Below are 18241 nucleotides of genomic sequence, written 5' to 3'. Positions count from 1 at the left end.
CTTTAAAAATTACAACTTGTGTTATTTAGTAGTGAGTTATATAATTCTTCACGAGAAACTGTTATTTGACTTACGCATAATTTATAATTATAAAGGGCTATTTCTTCTGACCATTGAAATGAGTTAGTATCATCGTTAAAATACCTGAATATATATCCTTCATATGCTTCACAGTATTTTTCAATAACAGGAATCGCCCCGCACAAAACACTTTCATAAAATCTGTAAGTCCACACAAAATCACCCGAAGGGCAGAGAACAAATTTTGATCTCAATAATATGTTGAAGTAATTTAAATCAAATGATTTCGAAGGAAATTCGCGTCCTCTTTTAGAAGCACTTATATAGAATAAACTCTTTTTCTTAGTAAAGTTAAGTTGTAAATTTACTGCTTTTGTAACTGGTCTGTAGTTTAGATAAAAGGGATAAAAAATCGAATTATCGAAGTTTTTAATCCATTTTAATAACGCAATCTTTCTTTCTTTTGTAAAAAGACCAACAAAACTAAATTTTAAATTTTTGGCTTCAGGCCAACTATTTTTTAGAAAATTTGTTAGTGAGTTGGCGAAAATTAATGGTCTTTCTAACTCACCAATTTTAGTTAATGGCTTTGAATGATTTACAGTAATTAGATCTAAAACATCTGTAAAATTTGTATCTGTTTCTAAACAGTATTCTATTTCAAAAAAAGAAAGCAGAGGTTTGAGTTTCTTCTCATTTTCAGGAGAAAGATGTAAAACACAAACTTCAGATATAGCGTGAAGTGCACGTATATATTGCAATTTGTTGACTGTTTTGACCAAACTCAATTCAATTCTTGTCATTTAATTCTGGAAAGAAAGTACTTAAAAGCTCGTATAGGACTTATTTTAATGAAATGCAGATATAAGATAATTCTCTCAGTTGGTTTCAAATGATTACCATTTAAATGAAACTTCAAATAATTCATTTTTTTTATCACTATTCTTTTCTGAAATTTTGCGCGTTCATAAAAATCATTCTCGTGATATATGCATTTATAAAATTCTATACTTTTAAATAATCTATCTGTTGTATGCTGCCCTGAAGGCCATATAGCTTCTAAAACCTGAGTATCACTAAACGTATTTTTATCGTATGGGATTTTCTTAAACATTCTCAACATACTCTGTTGAGCACTGCTGTTTTGCTTAGTATTTTGAACCTGAGAAATCTGATTACTGTGTACACGATATACAAGTAAAGACTCAGGAATATTAGCCATTTTCTTCCCTGAAACTGCGAGACGCGTAAATAAGTCATAATCCTCTGCGGGTTCTTTTGATGTATCGTAAGAATATTCTAAGAATACCTCACGCCTTCCCATAATTGTAGGGTGAACTAAAGAACTGCCAAATAAAAGATTTATCTTAATTTCTTCGTTAGAAGATGGATAATTAAACTTTAAATCACCCCCAATAACTTTTGCATCTGTGCCGCAAATAGCTACATCCGGATTTTCTTCCAAAAAACGTATTTGTTTTTCAAAACGCGTAGGCAGACTAATATCATCTGCATCCATTCTTGCAATATATTTCCCTCTTGAATTAGTGATACCCCAGTTTAAACTTTCAGTATACCCGCTATTTATTTTCTTTCGATAAAGAAAAATACGGGAGTCTTCAAAACTCTCAATTACTTTTAGCGTACTATCTGTGGAGCAATCATCTATTATTAAAAGTTCAAAATCACCTAGCGTTTGATTGAGAATACTTTGCACACTTTCCTCAATGAAATTTGCAGCATTGTATACGGGTAAAAGAACAGAAATGAGAGGTTGTGATTCTTTCATTTATTGATCAGTGTACAGAGTACCTTTCTTAAAAACCTTATCGGCCTCAAAGCAGCCTTACCCAGACGATATTCTTTACTATTTTTTGTCTTTTGAGCTTCTAAAAAAATCTTAGATTTTTGCTCAGTAGCGTAATCAGAAAATTCTTCTAGGTAATTAGAATAATGGGTTTTATATTTTTTTATCAATAACTTTCTTATCTCTTTTTCATGCAAATTGGCTAAAACACTTCTTGAATTTTCTGTTTTAAAGTAGGAAAACAAATACTCATCAATGACTCCATATTGGTAATCTGAAAATATAAATCGGATATTAAAATCCCAATCCTCAAAACCTGTTCTGAAGCTCTCATCATAAAACCCTATTTCATAAAAAACATCTCTTTTAAAAAGACAACAAGCCGGTGAAATATTCTCAAAAAGCACATTGGTTTTATTCATCTTACTTTGGTCAGGAATCCATTTAAACAAAGTTTTGTTTCCTACAATTTTATTTATTCCACAAGTAATCGCATCATACCCTTCACTTTCTATTAGTTGAATAGCTTTTTCTACAAAGGTTTCTGCGAAAAAATCATCAGAATCCAGCATTAAAATGTATAAACCTTTAGACTCTCTTATAGCAACATTTCGAGCCGCAGAAACCCCTAAATTCTCTTGACTAATGATTCTTATAATTTTATACTTAGACTCATACTCTTTTGCTATTTGCAAGGTTGTATCCGTTGAACCATCGTCAACAATTATAATCTCCAATAAAGGTTTACTTTGGTTTAATAAAGAATCTATTGCCCTAGTTAAATGATTTACTGCATTATAAGCCGGGATAATCGCTGAAACAAAAGCATTATTTTTATTATTCAATTAAATAAACTCTTAATTAAACGTATAGGCTTTAAAATAAAACGACCAACTCTAAAATCAATTCCTTCAATTATTTTTGACCTGCTTTTACGCTCACCTTCGAGTCTTTTAAACGTGTCTTCCATTAAAGAGGAGAAGTTTGATTTATAAAGTTCTTGATGCTTTTTGTAGATGTACAATCTTTTGTTATATCGCGTATCTTTTATTTTTGAAGTAGTAGATTCTGAATGTCTAAAATAGGTGAATAGGCATTCATGTAGTACATATGCAATCCCACCCTCTTTAAGTAAACGTATATAAAACTCCCAGTCTTCAAAACCTCTTAGTTCTTGAGTCTCATCATATCCATCAACTGTTCTCCAGTCTAATTTTCTAAACAATGCACTTCCAAAGGCCTGGTTATCAAACAAAAAATTATTTAGTGTTCCTCCAGCAGGTATAATCCTCTCACTATAATTTTTCCCGTCTGTTCTATTGCCTATGCTAGTGACCAACTTGACATTATTATCATTTTTGATCACCTGAATTGCCTTTTTACAAAAATCACTTTCAAAATAATCATCTGCATCCCAATTAAGAATAAATTCTCCTTTTGCTTTAGCTATACCCGTGTTGCGCGCGGCACCTTGTCCTTTATTCTCTTGAGTTAGCAGTAAATCAATCTGGTCAAGATAATTTGAAAGTTTTTCTTTATTTCGCTTATCTGAACCATCATCTACTACAATAATTTCGAAATCAACATTTATCTGTTGTCTTGCAAGTTTTAAGGTTCGTTCAATAAAAGAACCTGAGTTGAAATACGGAATGATAATAGACAATTCTGGCCGATTCACTTTCTAATGTATTTTATAATAGTATAACCTTTACCAAGTACAAAACCAGAAAGAATTGCAGCAGGATACAGTAATCCTTTTAATAATCCGTGATACTTGATGAGTTTAGAAGTTGTTATTAAGAGAGCTTCTGGCCAAACACGCTTGCAAGCCAACTTAAAATTAAGCTGAATATGACCCGATAAAAACCACTTTAGTTTCTCAACAGGAGCTATATCTTTTAGATATAACATTGTAGTCAATTTCAACTCTGCATTCATTTGATCAAACCAAATTGGTCTTTTAAGAGCTTTAACAACAAAACCGTCATTATGTATCCTCCTATGTGCCAAAATTTGATTTACTAGGCTACCGTTTGTAGTGAGATACAGTAGTTTAATATTATATTGATATTCGCTCGCCTGATCACGTATCCCCTCTGCAAACTGTAATTGATCTGCAAATTCCCGCCTTACAAGTAAATCATTTGTAATCCAGGCGACATTAAAAAGAGCAAAGCGATGGGGGGTCATAACGGCATTTGTGCGGTCTATCTCATAAGGGCATTCTAACAAACCATTTTCATCAAAGTTTCTACAATCACCAACGGCAAAGTCCAGGTTATTTTCTTCAATTTCAGAAACTAAAACCTCTAGATGGTTTAGTAACATAAGATCATCGCTATCAAAAAACTTAATAAGATCTCCACAAGACCTTTTATAACCGTAATTGCGACAGGCATTAGCTCCTTTTTGAATATGAGCTGGTCGAATTTCATAAATGAAACGCGAATCAGATTTTAAAAAATCACACACTAATTTCTCAGTAGTATCGGTTGATCCATCATCTATGATAATACACTCCCAATTTTCAAATGTTTGATTTTGTATAGAGCGTAAAGTATCGATAATATATTCATCACGATTGTATGTAGCTATAATGATAGAAACCTTATTTTTATTATTTTTCAGCCCCATGCGCATTTCTTAATTAATGCAGCCCTGCGTTTGATTGGTATTTTAGCTTTCCAAAAATATTTTAAAGTATATATAAATCCTAAAGTCTGTAAATTTTGAAATTCTCGAGTTTGGAAAATCAAGTTGACCAATTTGATTACCATAATCGATGTTAGTACATTTGGTCTTAAACCACTCTTTTCTTCCAAAAGATTTCCCTCTAAAATAAGATCTCTATTTTTGACTAATTCCCATGAAAAGCCCTGCTCTTTAAAATGAGCTTTTATAAAATAATCTAATAGGCCATCAGACATACCTACTAAGCCTTTTAATGAATCTTTTAGATTTTTAGAGAATTGCTTTTTTTTTACAATATCCCTAGATATATCTGCTGTTAAGTTGGAGTTATGAAACCTATAACTATAGAGTATTTCTTTCACGGGTTTCAACTTAAAATGTTGCAGACCCCTTAACCAATAATCGTAATCCTCAACATAAGTTCTGTCAGCATTATAAGTTCCTACTGTTTCTATAAATTTCCTTGTATATAAAAAACATGCACCAACACAATTCTCAAAAAACAAGTTTTCAGGATTTTTTGCACTTAAAAATCCAATCTCCGATCCAGATTCATCAATTACATTACAGTGAGAATAGACAAATTCTGAGTTTTCGATTGCTATATTTTTCAATAGAATTTCTAAAGCATTCTTATGGTATGTATTATCATCACTTGTCCAAGTAATATAGTTCCCTTTTGCCAACTCATGTCCTTTATTTAAGGTTTCAGGAAGACCTATGTTTTTTTTGTTCTTATAAAACCTAATTCTAGAATCTGAGCCTTTAAATTCTCGAATTATTTCACGCGAATTATCTGCCGAAAAATCATCAATTATGATTAACTCGAAATATGAATGACTTTGGTTCAAACAACTTTCTATAGATTGCTTAAGATATTTTTCCCCATTGTAAACAGGAAGAATAATTGTAATTAATTTCAAAAGAACTTAAGGATTTTAGGAAGAAAAAAACTTAGATTGTATCCTTGCTAAGAAACCTTTGTTAACATCAAATAAGCTTGGATTCTGTAATACAAATTGTTCGTGATCTTTTATCAAATTTATTCTCAAGTGTTTTAAATTGGTTCTCAAATACATATTTCGTTCCAAATTATTTCTTTTCAAAAGCTTTCTAATCTTTTTCCAACTTTCGACTGCATCAGCTGCTTTTTTCAATGAATTAATTTTGCTTGTATTATCAGACCCTGCAACGCGATAATAAATTTGCGCATTTTCACAGAATACAATTTTTTTGGACTTCAAAAATACTCGAATCATCATCTCTCCATCCTGATTAATACTTAATTTTTCATTCCAAAATCCAGCTTTTTTAACAATTTCTTTGTTCATCAAATATGCGTGTGGTGGTAAATAGCCATAAGTTTCACCTAATGCATTAAGGAAACTTTTTATATTTAAATGGGAAGCATAAGCACTCCCGCAATCTACAAGAGTACTATCTTCAATTGAAGATTTGAAATCATACCAATAGCTAGTAGCTAACGACGAACAGTCTTCCTTAAGAAGATTATTTAACTGGGCAGCAATTTTAGTTGAACCTAATAAATCATCACTATCCAACCATTGTATAAATTCTCCTTTACTCAATTCAAACCCATAATTCCTACACGCATTAGCTCCTTTAGGTCTTTTAGAAGGTCTGCGATGGTATTGAAAACGAGAATCTTTTTGAACATAGGACGCTAACAATTCAGCCGTTTCATCTGTACTTCCATCATCTACTACAATACATTCCCAATTTTCATAAGTCTGTACCAATACCGAATCTAAAGTCTCCCCGATCAAGTGTGCTCGGTTATATGTGGGAATTATAATAGAAACTAAAGGATCCGTCATTTAGAAAAAGAGTTAATTCAAAAAATTCTTAAATGCTTCTTTGTAATTAATTCAATTGAATAATTTTCTTTTATAAATTCTCGGGCATCCTGTCCCATTTGATCTCGCAATTTTTCATTTTCAAACAAATTCAGCGCACAATTTGCAAATTTCTCAATATCATTTTCTGATATAACATATCCAGTTTTTCCTGAAATTAAACCATACTTCATACCACCTACATCAGAAACTAAAACAGACATTCCCATCGCTTGCGCTTCCTGTATAACCAGACCTTGCGTTTCTGCTCTCCCGGTTACGTTCTCATAGATCCCTGGCATTAATAAAATTTGATTACGATTCATATGAAAGTGCACCCTTTCCTGCTTACAAACTCCTAAAAAGTCTACGTAATTCGTCATGTCGAGCTCTATACATAAATCCTTTAATTTAGATTCCAAAACGCCTTCTCCAATAATAGAAAGCCTAACATCGATATTTTTTGACTTTATAAAGTGAGCTATTTTAATTGCAAGATCCGGGGCTTTAAATTCAATAAGTCTTCCGCAAAATAAAAGAGAATACGGAATACGCTTAATACACTCTGGTTTAAACGTATTAATATCCAAACCAACAGGTATGGTATAAACACAATCTAAGTTCCCTTTTACTTTTTTTAAAATAGACCTGAGGTAAGGAGTATTTACAATAAACCCATCTCCCATAGTAAATAAGGCGTGATAGCGTTGACGATTATAACCTATCTCATCTGGTCTTAAATCATAACCATGAAACGAGGTAAAAACCTTTGTGTGTTTAAGAGTTTTAAAACTTTTTAAAACCAGTACACGATTGGCAATGGGACCAAAATGAGCATGAACAATATCAAACCGTTTTTGCACAACAAACCACTGCATATGTTCTAGCATAGAAAGTCTGTTTTTAGACTTTGTAAAAAGCTTAAAAACCAACTCAAATAAGGTTGGGAAATTGACAAATTTTAAACGGGTAACAAGTTGCAATACAAATCGAAGAATAAATTTAAACTTTCCTTTCCTGAAACTTCTAAAATAAAAAACATGCTGAAGAAGATCATTAGCTAAAATAGATTCATGAAGTGCAGAATCAGCCCCTTTGTGATAGGCTAAAATACGTACCTCATGCCCTGCATTTAAATAACCTAATATTTGATTCACAATAAATGTTTCAGAAATAGTAGGGAAGGTTTCTACAACAACTGCGATTCTCATTAAATCTTTTCTTCAAAAAGTTCTTGAGGTAATTTGTCAAATACAATCTTGTCAAAACAATAAATATTATCATGAATAGGTAAATCATCCATGCTTTTTATTTGTTTTAAAGTTGACTTAATAGCTTTACCTCTGATAGATTTAAAGAGTAGATAAGAATAGGTATCAACTAATAAGGAATAAATAGCATCAGTAGAATTATTAGAGTTAACATCTTTGCTAAACTCTAAACACAAACTTGGCTTTATTTCTTGATTAAATAGAAATTCAGATCCTTTTAATAATAAAAACTCAGACCCCTCAACGTCTATCTTACAGAAACTAATAGTTGGCTGTTCTAAAATAGACTCAACCTGATCTAAGCGCTTGATTTCTATTGATATTCCTTCTTCATCAGCTTTCGATTTATTTAAAGAAGCTGCTCCCCTGTTAATAGCTAGGTTTGGGTATATTTTACCTGTAGTCGTTTTATCTGATAAGGCAAATGCAAAAGTTTCTACATTATTAACTTTATTAAGCCTTAAATTATCTAAAAGTAATTGATAAGTAGTAGGCATAGGCTCAAAGCTAAATACTTTTTTAGCCTTTAAAGTATAAGCAAAAAATAAGGTCATCAATCCAATATTAGCACCTGCATCAATAACAATATCATTTTTATTTATGATTTTTGACAATACCCAAAGCGTTCCCTCCTCATAAGTACCAGTTTCATAAATACTTCGCTCTACTCCTTTATCTAATACAGGATCAATTTTCAGTTTAAAACCATATTTACTTTGAACTATCATATTGGCAGAAGGTTTTCTTTTTAAAGCTTTAAGTAGCTTAAGAATATATCCATTGCCTCTAAACCTCTTTTGATTAAAAAAAGCATCTAATTTCCGGATTACTGCATCTCTATAAAAATTGACCATCCATGAAAAAATTGGCATTGTTACGTAAAACCTTTCCAGATAAAAAATAATCTTTAGAAATGACGTTAATTAAAGTAGCATAATCAATAACATCGCAAAAATTAGCTGGTGAGGTATTTTTATAGGAAGAGAATAACCAAAGTCTATATTCTCCTGCTCTTAGAAACAATTTGGGTATAAATAAATCGAAACTATCATCCGAATTTTTCATAGATAAATTAAAACCGATTTCATCTGAAGACCAAAAAGTAATCAAGTTACCATCAGTATCTTTTATGCCAATGGTAATTATAATTTCAGATAAATCGATTAAAGGATTGGATTGGAAATGAAGCTGAATTCTCAAAGGGTCTCCCACAGAGAGACTTTTAACAGAATTATTTGCAGAGTCCATCAATTTGACGTCAACAAATTTAAAAATAGAGTTATCTCCTTCCCGAGTAGTCCTGTCTGCTAATTGATTTTCAAAAACGGTATCCTCTCCCTTTAAATAATAATCAACACCTTCTTGAATACCACTTTCAAATCTCACTAAACCATTATTTAAAACAAGTAAACGGCTACAAAGGCTCTTCACACTTATCATATTATGACTTACAAAAAGCACTGTTCTTCCCTCGCCTTTAGAAATATCCTGCATTTTACCTATTGCCTTTTTTTGAAATTCGGCATCTCCTACAGCAAGCACCTCATCTACAACGAGAATTTCCGGTTCTAAAAAAGCTGCAACTGCAAATGCTAGTCGCACGGTCATACCGCTGCTATATCGTTTTGTAGGTGTATCTATATAACGTTCACACCCCGAGAAGTCTATAATCTCATCAAGTTTTGAAGAGATTTCAGCTTTAGTCATTCCTAAAATCGCTCCATTGAGATAGATATTTTCCCGACCGGTGAGCTCGTGATTAAAACCTGTACCTACTTCAAGCAAGGAAGCAATGCGTCCTCGACTCTTAATAACTCCTGTACTGGGTGCAGTAACTCTTGAAAGTATTTTAAGTAAGGTAGACTTACCGGCTCCATTTTTACCGATAATCCCAAGTACTTCACCTTGCTCAACCTTAAAGTTGATATCCCGCAAAGCCCATACATAGTCCTCCGTAGATTTTTGACTGCGGTCATTAACTGCACCTACTTTTAAAAAAGGATCTTCTTTCCCTCGTATGCGCGCCCAATTTCGTTTAAAGTCATCGCGTAGGGTACCGGAACCTACATTGCCTAAGCGATATTGTTTTGAAATGTTTTCTGCTTTAAGAATAATATTACTCATTATATCGTATCAATAAAATTCTTACCGGTCCTGTTAAAAACGATCAATCCTATAAAAAACAAAACCAGACTTAACACTGAGCAATAAGTAAGTAAGGGCCATTCAAATAAGCCTTCACTCAACGTCATATATCGAAAAGCTTCAATTAGAATAGCTATAGGATTTAGTTCGACTACCCAGGTATACTCTGCTAAAGTAGAGCTATTACGTACTTCAGAAATCGGGTACATTACTGCCGATATATACATAAGAAGTGTCGTCGCAAAGCCAATCAAAATTCTAAAATCTCTATATTTAGTAGTTAAAGACGAAATCAACATTCCTGCTCCTAAACCTAATACTGCCACAATAAGCAGAAGAACAGGGAAAAACCAAAGCGTATTATTAGGTTGTACTTCTGATCCTTTAACTACGAAATAAATATAAAAACAGGCAAAAATAAAAAGCTGAATACTCAATTTAAATAAGGCTGAAATAGCCTGTGACATCGGGGAGATAATTCTGGGAAAATATACTTTTGAAAATAGCCCAGCATTACTGGCAAACGTATTTGATGTATTGTTTAAACACTGGGCGAAATAACTCCACATCGTAATACCCGCTAAATTAAATAAAAACGGCGGTGCTCCTCCTGTTGATATACTGGCGATATTATTAAAAACCAGTGTGAATATAATCCCGGTAAATAATGGCTGTATTAAATACCATAAAGGTCCAAGAATTGTTTGTTTATAAGCCGAAATGATATCACGTCTAACAAAAAGAAATAGCAGGTCTCTGTACCTCCATATTTCCTTAAAATCAATGTCAATTAAAGGCTGTCTGGCATTGATCTCATACAACCATTCTTCCTGCTCTGCCATTATTTTTCTACTTGCTCATTAAACCAACCTCTCAGTTTCTTAAGGTTCTTTAATACTAAGGATAGAAATCCCTTAGGCTTCTTATCGCGATACGCTTCTCCATATTTACCATAAGAATACCCGTATTCATATCCGTAACCATAACCATACCCCATTTTACTTTTAGCACTGAAGTAATTGAGTATAAAACTTGTATTGTTAATCTCCTTCTTTTTATACTTATCGTTTATTAAGCGCAACATTCCCTTCTTTGTGTAATGTTGACGTATCACATACAACGTGGCATCTACATAATCATCTAATTCTAATGCATCTGCGACTAAACCTATAGGAGGAGTATCTAGAACTATGTAATCGTATCGTTTTTTTAACTCTTCAATTAAAACATCCATCTGATCACTCATTAAAAGCTCTGAAGGATTAGGAGGTACTGACCCTGCTAAAATCACATCAAGATGAGGGATTTGTGTTTTTTGAATTATGGATTCTAGATTATCTTCTCCTATCAAGAAATTAACAACACCCTTATCTAGAGGTAAATTGAAATCCCCAAATATCTTTGGCTTACGTAAATCAAGACCTACAAGAACTGTTTTGCGTTCGCTTAAAGCAAATACACTGGCTAAGTTGATACTACAAAATGTTTTGCCTTCTCCACTTACTGAAGAGGTAACACGTACCGTCTTAGCTCCTTCAATCTTTTGTTTTCTGTAAATAAACTGAAGACTAGACCGTATACCTCTAAAAGCTTCAGAAATTGCAGATCTTGGGTCTTCAATTACCACAAGGCTACTTTTAGAAGTACTCTTTCCTATAGCACCTAAAACAGGTATTTTTGAAAGTCTTTTTATTTCGTTAGGGTTACTTATTTTAGTGTCAAAAAAGAATACTAGAAATACGATAACCAGAGGCACCACAGTCCCTGCCACGATAGCCATAACATAACTCACTTCAGTATTGGGGCCTATAGCGCCACCTCCTGTATCTTTAGCTTCGTCTATAATCAATATATCTGAAACATTAGCTGCTTTAACAATACCTGCCTGACTGCGCTTATCTAAAAATAAACCATACGCTCCTTCAGTAAGATTATACCTTCTTTGTATGCCAAAAAGTTGTTGCTGTTCATTAGGAAGTTTCCGCATTTGAGATTCTGTCTGTGCGATCTCACTGCGAACATCTCGTAATTGACGATTTAATATTTGCTGGCTTGAAGCCATATTTTCAAATAAAACCGATTTAATTGCGTTGATACGCCTATCTAAATCTTTAAAAGCCGGGTTGTTCGGTTTTGCAGAATATGCCAGTCGTTTTCGCTCTTCAGCTAATTCTATTATACTCGATACACTTTGTGTTACACTACCTTCACCAATGCCCGTAATTGAGGGCGCCGGAATATCTGTACCATAATCTTCCCGCGTACGTAAATAACGCTCCAAATCCTGGTAATACTGAAGACGCTGTTCTAAATTTTGCTTTTGCGCATCTAACTCGGTTATTTTGGTTATTAAACCTTCTTCGCTCCCTCCTATTCCTACCGAAGAATTATTATCTCTAAATGAGTCTAATTCTTCCTGAACGCTACTCATCTCTGCAGTCTTTACCGCCAGACTGCTATCTATAAATTTTATAGTTCTTGTGGCAAATAAATTCTTACGCTCTAATTGGGTTTCGCTAAGTACGCGCACCGAAGAATTTAAATAATCAACCAGTCTTTTTTTGTTAGTACCAGTGAGACTCAAGCTTAAAATGCTAGATCCCGTAGGCGTCTGGTCTATTCCTATTCCTCTGTATCTACCTACAGCACCATCAAAGGCATTAAACTGAATGAGATATTCTTTTCCAATATCTGCAGGAATTCCAGATGGGTTAAGTTTAAAATTGAAATACGGTAAATCTACAGGATCTCCTAAATTATATTCTTTTACTATAGCGCTGTTAGGCACTGATATAGTACTTATTTCTTTGGTGTTATAATTTTGAGCTGAAGAAGTCCCGCCTTGAAAATCAATTTCTAATCGGTACTTTTTATCACTTACAAAAACAACCTTAATCATTTTACCTAATAACTGAGGTCTTGAAACATTTACATCTACTGTAAATGGTGTATTCCCGTAAATATCTTCAAGATGATATTCGCCTTGTTGAAGGTAATCTACATAAAACTGTAATTTTTCTACAACCGCTTCATTATGACTTCTTGAGCGTAATAAAATTATCGCTGTCTGTACCTTATCGGTAGTTCCTCCCCAGTTAAAGGTAAGACTGGTATTGGCTGTAAAAAACGGATTTTGATCGTCTTTAACGGTTATCATATTACTCATACGATAAACCGTTTGTTTTCTTACATTTTTATAATGTGCGATATAATATGCAACACCTATACAGACAACAAATAGGGGCCACCAGCTGAGTACTTTAATTACAAAACCCTTAAAGTCAAAAAAGTTCTGTAAATCCTTTATTTCAAACTCATCTTCCATTTAAAGTCGGGTGATTAATAAAACGGTGGTAACTGCTAAAGTAAATACCGAAACTAGCGTATTTAATGATTGCAAACCTGTTGTGCCTATCCCTAACGATTTCTGCGGAAGCGGATTTACCAGAATCAAATCATTAGGCTGAATATAATAATAAGGAGAATTTAATGCCTCTATTTTTGTCAAATCTACGTGGTGAACTTTCCTGCCACCGGGGTATTGCCTTAAAATCAAGACATCAGTGCGATTCCCAAATTGGGTAACATCTCCACTATTCACAATAGCTTCAAGTAATGATAACTCTTCAACAAGTTCAACTTTAGTACCAGGGCTACCTACCTCTCCTGCTATGGTATATTTTATACCTGCTAGTTTTACGGTTACAAATATGTTTGCATTTTCAGTAAAATAGTCATCTAATAATTTTTGCTCTATTTGCTCTCTAATTTCTTCTACGGTATATCCTAAAACAGATACATCGCCTAGCGTAGGCAGTCGTATTTTGCCATGATCATCTACCACAAACCCATCATAATAGTAGCCATCGCCCAGGCTACCACCTTCGCCTTCTCCTCCTTGCGGATTGAATAAAGCTACTAATTCCTGATCTAACGCTTTAACACGAATACTTAAAACATCATGAACCTGAACTCTATAGGGGCTTTTTAAAACATTAACTTGTATAAGACTGTCCTGAAGTGTATTTGATTCTTGAAGATAGGTGAGTTTTTTAGTAGGAATGCAAGAACCCAATGTAGCGAAAAGCGCTAAAAATGCAATTCTAAAAATATGGTTAGAAAGCATTTTTGAAGAATTTAATAACAACAAGACAGAGCTTCGCTGTTCTAACTCCCAATTTTGAAGTAAAAATGGACTTTTTGTAGGAATTTTCATATTAGTTGGGATTGCAACTTCGACAAATATAACCTTTAACGTTTTATTGTGAAACACAAAAACAGCTTTGTTTAAAAAGTGCATATATACCTTTCAAACAAAGCTGTTTAATGAATTTATTTAAAATTAGTTAGCTACTTCACTTAGAAATTTAATACGATAAAGCTTCAGTTCTTCTTCATCATAATCTCCGTCAAACTCATCTAAAGCCGCTTCAATACTATCTGTCTCTGCCTCTAAGAAATATTCATGTAGTTCTTCTTGTTGATCTTCATCAAGAATATCTTCTATCCAGTAATTGATATTTAATTTTGTTCCGCTATTAACAATGACTTCCATTTCTTTTACAAAATCAACCATTTCTAATCCCTTTGCAGAAGCAATGTCATCAAGCGGCAATTTACGATCAACATTTTGTATTATATAAAGCTTCAAAGCACTATTCGTTCCTGTAGATTTTACTACTAGCTCATCTGGCTTTAAAATATCGTTCTCAGCAACATAGACTGTAATAAGATCTATAAATTCTTTGCCATATTTTTTTGCTTTTCCTTCGCCTACTCCAAAAACATTTGCCATCTCGTCTAAGGTCGTAGGGTATTTTATAGCCATATCATCTAGCGACATATCCTGAAAAACTACATAAGGCGGAACTCCTTTTTTCTTGCCTACTTTTTTTCGAAGATCTTTTAACATAGCAATTAGTTTTGCATCTGCTCCACCACCGTTAGATGTACCTCGCTCAAAAACTTCATCTCTTGAATTGTCAAACGTGTGATCTTCAGTCATCATAAATGACTGTGGCTTTTCTAAATAGTTCTCGCCAGCCTTAGTCATTTTTACAACACCATACGTCTCAATATCTTTTTTTAGAAAACCAGCAACAAGTATTTGTCTTGAGAGTGCCCGCCAGTAGCCGGGTTCTTTATCTTTTCCGCTTCCGAAGTAAGGCTCTTCATCTGTTCTGTGCGAGGAAATAATCGCATTTGACTTTCCTACAAGCGTTAATACCAGTTCTTTACTTTTATATATTTCTCCGGTATTTTTGACAACATTCAACATTTTAACAACTTCGTCTTTTGCCTCATGCTTCTTTTTAGGGTTACGTACATTGTCATCAAGATCTCCGCCTTCTCCCGTTTCATTATCAAACTTTTCTCCAAAATAATGAAGAATAAATTTACGTCGTGACATCGAAGTTTCTGCATAAGCTACAACTTCTTGCAGTAATGCGTGACCTATCTCTTGCTCTGCAACAGGTTTGCCACTCATAAATTTTTCTAACTTCTCAATATCCTTATATGCATAATAAGCGAGGCAATGCCCCTCACCGCCATCACGACCGGCTCTCCCAGTTTCCTGATAATAACTCTCTATACTTTTAGGTATATCGTGATGTATTACAAAACGTACGTCTGGCTTATCTATACCCATCCCAAATGCTATGGTAGCAACTACAACATCAACATCTTCCATAAGAAACATATCTTGATGTTTTGCTCGCGTTTTAGCATCTAATCCTGCGTGATACGGTACAGCAGATATCCCATTTACCTGTAAAACCTGAGCAAGTTCTTCTACACGCTTTCGGCTTAAGCAATAAATAATACCACTTTTACCCTGGTTTTGTTTTACAAAACGTATTATATCTGCATCAACATTCTTAGTTTTTGGACGTATCTCATAATAAAGATTGGGTCTGTTGAAGGATGCTCTAAAAGAGTTTGCATCAGAAATCCCTAAATTTTTCATGATGTCCTCCTGTACTTTTGGAGTCGCGGTAGCTGTAACCGCGATTATAGGAATATTGTCCCCTATTCTCTTTATGATGTGTCTTAGGTTACGATACTCTGGTCTAAAGTCATGTCCCCATTCACTAATGCAATGCGCTTCATCAATAGCAACAAAACTTATTTTCTCAGAACGTAAAAATTCAACATTCTCTTCTTTTGTAAGTGACTCAGGCGCAACATATAAAAGTTTAGTTATTCCATTAGAAATGTCTTCTTTTACTTGCTTTATTTCACCTTTATTTAAAGAGGAATTAAGTACGTGTGCGATGCCGTGTTCTTTTGAAATTCCACGAAGAGCATCAACCTGATTTTTCATCAAGGCAATTAAAGGACTCACTACAATAGCGGTACCTTCTTCAATTAACGCCGGTAATTGATAACACAATGATTTACCACCACCAGTGGGCATAATAACAAAAGTGTGTTCGCCTTTAACGATACTTTTGATTACATCTTCCTGTAGCCCCTTAAATTGACTAAAACCAAAATATTTTTTAAGAGCTGCGTGTAAGTCTATTTCTTCTGAAGTCATTAAAGCTTGTTCAAATTTGCATACATTTGTATTCTAAATATAGTAATTTCTACTCCACAAACAAACGGCTTAATCTTATATCTTTTGAACACCTACGACCAGATTTTAAAAAGCGCTACTAAAACTATCGCTTTGGAGCAGGAAGCTGTTGCTAATCTAGCTACATTTTTAGATGAACGATTTGCTGAGGCAGTTTCACTAATTTATAACGCTAAAGGTCGGGTAATTATTTCTGGCGTGGGTAAAAGTGCTATAATTGCTCAAAAGATTGTAGCCACACTTAATTCAACGGGAACACCTTCAATTTTCATGCATGCTGCAGATGCAATTCATGGTGATTTAGGCACTATTCAAGAAGGAGATGTAGTCCTATGCATTTCTAACAGCGGTAACACTGCCGAAATTAAAGTTCTTATTCCGTTAATTAAAAGTAGAAAAAACAGCGTGATTGCTATGACTTCTAATAAAGAGTCCTTTTTAGCTAAACAAGCAGATGGGCTTATACTGGCATACGCCGAAAAAGAAGCCTGCCCTCATAATCTCGCCCCTACCACAAGTACAACTGTTCAACTTGTAATGGGAGATGCACTAGCCCTGGCTTTGTTAGACTTAAAAGGTTTTACACCACAGGATTTTGCAAAATATCATCCCGGTGGTGCATTAGGCAAAAAAATGTATTTACGCGTTAGTGATCTTGTAGCCTTACACGAGAAACCCCAAGTAACACCATACGCTCCTATAAAAAATGTTATTGTTGAAATTTCTCATAAGCGTTTAGGGGTTACTGCGGTAGTAGAAGCTCATAAAATTATAGGTATTATTACAGATGGGGACATACGTAGAATGTTAGAGAAAAATGAAATTTTAACAGGCCTTACCGCAAAAGATATAATGAGCAGCAATCCCAAACAAATTTCTAACGATGCGATGGCTACCGCTGCACTTGAAGTTTTAGAAACAAACAGTATTACACAGCTTCTTGCTGTAGATAATAATAATAATTACACAGGTGTAGTACACCTACACGATTTAATTAAAGAAGGAATTCTCTAATGGCAAAGAAACAAAAAGTATCTCAGGACGAAATGTCCTTTCTAGACCACCTTGAAGAACTTAGATGGCATTTAATAAGAGCAACGCTAGCAATAGTAATTGTAGGTGTAGTAGCTTTTATTTTTAAAGATTTTATTTTTGACGATATAATTTTTGCTCCGGCAAGACCAGACTTTATTAGTTATGAGTTCTTATGCAGAATGGCTAATATATTTGGTTCTGATAAAGGCTGCGTTAATGAGATGAATTTTATTATTCAAAACCGTACTATGGGCGGTCAGTTTAATGCCGCCATCTGGACCTCTATAATCGTAGGTGTCGTAGTAGCATTTCCATACGTGATGTATGAATTCTGGAAGTTTATTTCACCAGGACTTTACGAAAAAGAGCGTAAAAACTCACGTGGTTTTATAATTATTTCTTCGTTACTATTCTTTCTTGGTGTACTGTTTGGATATTACGTAATTGCCCCATTATCTATAAACTTCCTGGCTAATTTTACAGTAGGTGAACAAGTAAAGAATGAATTTGACATAGATTCTTACATTGGTCTTGTACGTGCCAGTGCACTTGCTGCAGGTGTGATTTTTGAATTGCCTATCATTATGTATTTCTTTACTAAAATAGGCCTGGTAACACCACAATTTCTTAGAAAATATAGAAAATATGCGCTTATTATTGTTTTGGTTATTTCAGCAGTAATAACACCTCCAGATATCTCAACGCAAGTAATTGTATCTATTCCTATTCTCGTATTATACGAGGTAAGTATTCTAATTTCTGCTTTTGTAGTACGTCAGGAAGCAAGACAATTAAGACGAACCGAATCTAAAAATAAAAACTAATTACCCCTTAT

16 protein-coding genes are annotated in these 18241 nt (G+C 33.9%); 2 read left to right on the top strand and 14 right to left on the bottom strand.

What is annotated here, in order from left to right:
- Window positions 1-2 precede the first annotated feature (2 nt).
- Genes ACIGAM_RS07900 through ACIGAM_RS07835 form a run of 14 tightly spaced genes read right to left on the bottom strand, consistent with a single transcriptional unit; the run spans window position 3 to window position 16332 of the window.
- Complete coding sequence (locus tag ACIGAM_RS07900; RefSeq protein WP_396510915.1) at window positions 3-824, bottom strand: hypothetical protein; 822 nt, start codon at window positions 822-824, stop codon at window positions 3-5.
- The gene (locus ACIGAM_RS07895) at window positions 821-1810 is read right to left on the bottom strand and encodes a glycosyltransferase family 2 protein (RefSeq protein WP_396510914.1); all 990 of its coding nucleotides are present in this window, start codon (window positions 1808-1810) and stop codon (window positions 821-823) included. The genes ACIGAM_RS07900 and ACIGAM_RS07895 overlap by 4 nt, the downstream gene beginning before the upstream one ends.
- Entirely contained in the window at window positions 1807-2673 is an 867-nt protein-coding gene (locus tag ACIGAM_RS07890; protein ID WP_396510913.1) for a glycosyltransferase, read from the bottom strand. The genes ACIGAM_RS07895 and ACIGAM_RS07890 overlap by 4 nt, the downstream gene beginning before the upstream one ends.
- Window positions 2670-3506 (bottom strand): glycosyltransferase family 2 protein, encoded by an 837-nt coding sequence (locus tag ACIGAM_RS07885; RefSeq protein WP_396510912.1) that lies wholly within the window; start codon window positions 3504-3506, stop codon window positions 2670-2672. Before ACIGAM_RS07885 ends, ACIGAM_RS07890 begins: the two co-directional genes overlap by 4 nt.
- Window positions 3503-4462: a glycosyltransferase family 2 protein gene (locus ACIGAM_RS07880; protein ID WP_396510911.1), complete on the bottom strand. Its 960-nt coding sequence runs from the start codon at window positions 4460-4462 to the stop codon at window positions 3503-3505. The genes ACIGAM_RS07885 and ACIGAM_RS07880 overlap by 4 nt, the downstream gene beginning before the upstream one ends.
- The gene (locus ACIGAM_RS07875; RefSeq protein WP_396510910.1) at window positions 4453-5442 is read right to left on the bottom strand and encodes a glycosyltransferase family 2 protein; all 990 of its coding nucleotides are present in this window, start codon (window positions 5440-5442) and stop codon (window positions 4453-4455) included. The genes ACIGAM_RS07880 and ACIGAM_RS07875 overlap by 10 nt, the downstream gene beginning before the upstream one ends.
- A gap of 15 nt (window positions 5443-5457) precedes the next feature.
- Window positions 5458-6357: a glycosyltransferase family 2 protein gene (locus ACIGAM_RS07870; protein ID WP_396510909.1), complete on the bottom strand. Its 900-nt coding sequence runs from the start codon at window positions 6355-6357 to the stop codon at window positions 5458-5460.
- A gap of 17 nt (window positions 6358-6374) precedes the next feature.
- Window positions 6375-7586 (bottom strand): glycosyltransferase, encoded by a 1212-nt coding sequence (locus ACIGAM_RS07865; RefSeq protein ID WP_396510908.1) that lies wholly within the window; start codon window positions 7584-7586, stop codon window positions 6375-6377.
- Window positions 7586-8500: an FkbM family methyltransferase gene (locus ACIGAM_RS07860; protein WP_396510907.1), complete on the bottom strand. Its 915-nt coding sequence runs from the start codon at window positions 8498-8500 to the stop codon at window positions 7586-7588. Before ACIGAM_RS07860 ends, ACIGAM_RS07865 begins: the two co-directional genes overlap by 1 nt.
- Window positions 8484-9770, bottom strand: a complete 1287-nt coding sequence (locus ACIGAM_RS07855) for an ABC transporter ATP-binding protein (protein WP_396510906.1) — start codon at window positions 9768-9770, stop codon at window positions 8484-8486. The genes ACIGAM_RS07860 and ACIGAM_RS07855 overlap by 17 nt, the downstream gene beginning before the upstream one ends.
- Window positions 9770-10633 carry an ABC transporter permease gene (locus tag ACIGAM_RS07850; protein WP_396510905.1) on the bottom strand — a complete coding sequence of 288 codons (864 nt, stop codon included), beginning with the start codon at window positions 10631-10633 and terminating at the stop codon, window positions 9770-9772. Before ACIGAM_RS07850 ends, ACIGAM_RS07855 begins: the two co-directional genes overlap by 1 nt.
- Entirely contained in the window at window positions 10633-13116 is a 2484-nt protein-coding gene (locus ACIGAM_RS07845; protein ID WP_396510904.1) for a polysaccharide biosynthesis tyrosine autokinase, read from the bottom strand. Before ACIGAM_RS07845 ends, ACIGAM_RS07850 begins: the two co-directional genes overlap by 1 nt.
- The gene (locus tag ACIGAM_RS07840; RefSeq protein WP_396510903.1) at window positions 13117-14091 is read right to left on the bottom strand and encodes a polysaccharide biosynthesis/export family protein; all 975 of its coding nucleotides are present in this window, start codon (window positions 14089-14091) and stop codon (window positions 13117-13119) included.
- 42 nt (window positions 14092-14133) lie between these two features.
- Complete coding sequence (locus tag ACIGAM_RS07835; RefSeq protein WP_396510902.1) at window positions 14134-16332, bottom strand: RecQ family ATP-dependent DNA helicase; 2199 nt, start codon at window positions 16330-16332, stop codon at window positions 14134-14136.
- An 84-nt stretch (window positions 16333-16416) separates the two neighbouring features.
- Between ACIGAM_RS07835 and ACIGAM_RS07830 the strand changes: the two genes are divergently transcribed.
- On the top strand, window positions 16417-17385 hold the full coding sequence (locus ACIGAM_RS07830) for an SIS domain-containing protein (protein WP_396510901.1): 969 nt from the start codon (window positions 16417-16419) through the stop codon (window positions 17383-17385).
- Window positions 17385-18230, top strand: a complete 846-nt coding sequence (gene tatC, locus ACIGAM_RS07825) for a twin-arginine translocase subunit TatC (protein WP_396510900.1) — start codon at window positions 17385-17387, stop codon at window positions 18228-18230. Before ACIGAM_RS07830 ends, tatC begins: the two co-directional genes overlap by 1 nt.
- Window positions 18231-18241: the final 11 nt, after the last annotated feature.

The organism is Leeuwenhoekiella sp. NPDC079379 (assembly GCF_044542075.1).
In the GTDB taxonomy this organism is placed as follows: domain Bacteria; phylum Bacteroidota; class Bacteroidia; order Flavobacteriales; family Flavobacteriaceae; genus Leeuwenhoekiella.
This window is presented reverse-complemented; position numbering and strand designations above follow the sequence as displayed.

Excerpts from the sequence above, each read along its gene's own strand:
- ACIGAM_RS07900 (WP_396510915.1), bottom strand. The coding sequence starts at position 824 with ATGACAAGAATTGAATTGAGTTTGGTCAAAACAGTCAACAAATTGCAA.
- ACIGAM_RS07895 (WP_396510914.1), bottom strand. The coding sequence starts at position 1,810 with ATGAAAGAATCACAACCTCTCATTTCTGTTCTTTTACCCGTATACAAT.
- ACIGAM_RS07880 (WP_396510911.1), bottom strand. The coding sequence starts at position 4,462 with ATGGGGCTGAAAAATAATAAAAATAAGGTTTCTATCATTATAGCTACA.
- ACIGAM_RS07870 (WP_396510909.1), bottom strand. The coding sequence starts at position 6,357 with ATGACGGATCCTTTAGTTTCTATTATAATTCCCACATATAACCGAGCA.
- ACIGAM_RS07865 (WP_396510908.1), bottom strand. The coding sequence starts at position 7,586 with ATGAGAATCGCAGTTGTTGTAGAAACCTTCCCTACTATTTCTGAAACA.
- ACIGAM_RS07860 (WP_396510907.1), bottom strand. The coding sequence starts at position 8,500 with ATGGTCAATTTTTATAGAGATGCAGTAATCCGGAAATTAGATGCTTTT.
- ACIGAM_RS07855 (WP_396510906.1), bottom strand. The coding sequence starts at position 9,770 with ATGAGTAATATTATTCTTAAAGCAGAAAACATTTCAAAACAATATCGC.
- ACIGAM_RS07850 (WP_396510905.1), bottom strand. The coding sequence starts at position 10,633 with ATGGCAGAGCAGGAAGAATGGTTGTATGAGATCAATGCCAGACAGCCT.
- ACIGAM_RS07845 (WP_396510904.1), bottom strand. The coding sequence starts at position 13,116 with ATGGAAGATGAGTTTGAAATAAAGGATTTACAGAACTTTTTTGACTTT.
- ACIGAM_RS07840 (WP_396510903.1), bottom strand. The coding sequence starts at position 14,091 with ATGCACTTTTTAAACAAAGCTGTTTTTGTGTTTCACAATAAAACGTTA.
- ACIGAM_RS07835 (WP_396510902.1), bottom strand. The coding sequence starts at position 16,332 with ATGACTTCAGAAGAAATAGACTTACACGCAGCTCTTAAAAAATATTTT.
- tatC (WP_396510900.1), top strand. The coding sequence starts at position 17,385 with ATGGCAAAGAAACAAAAAGTATCTCAGGACGAAATGTCCTTTCTAGAC.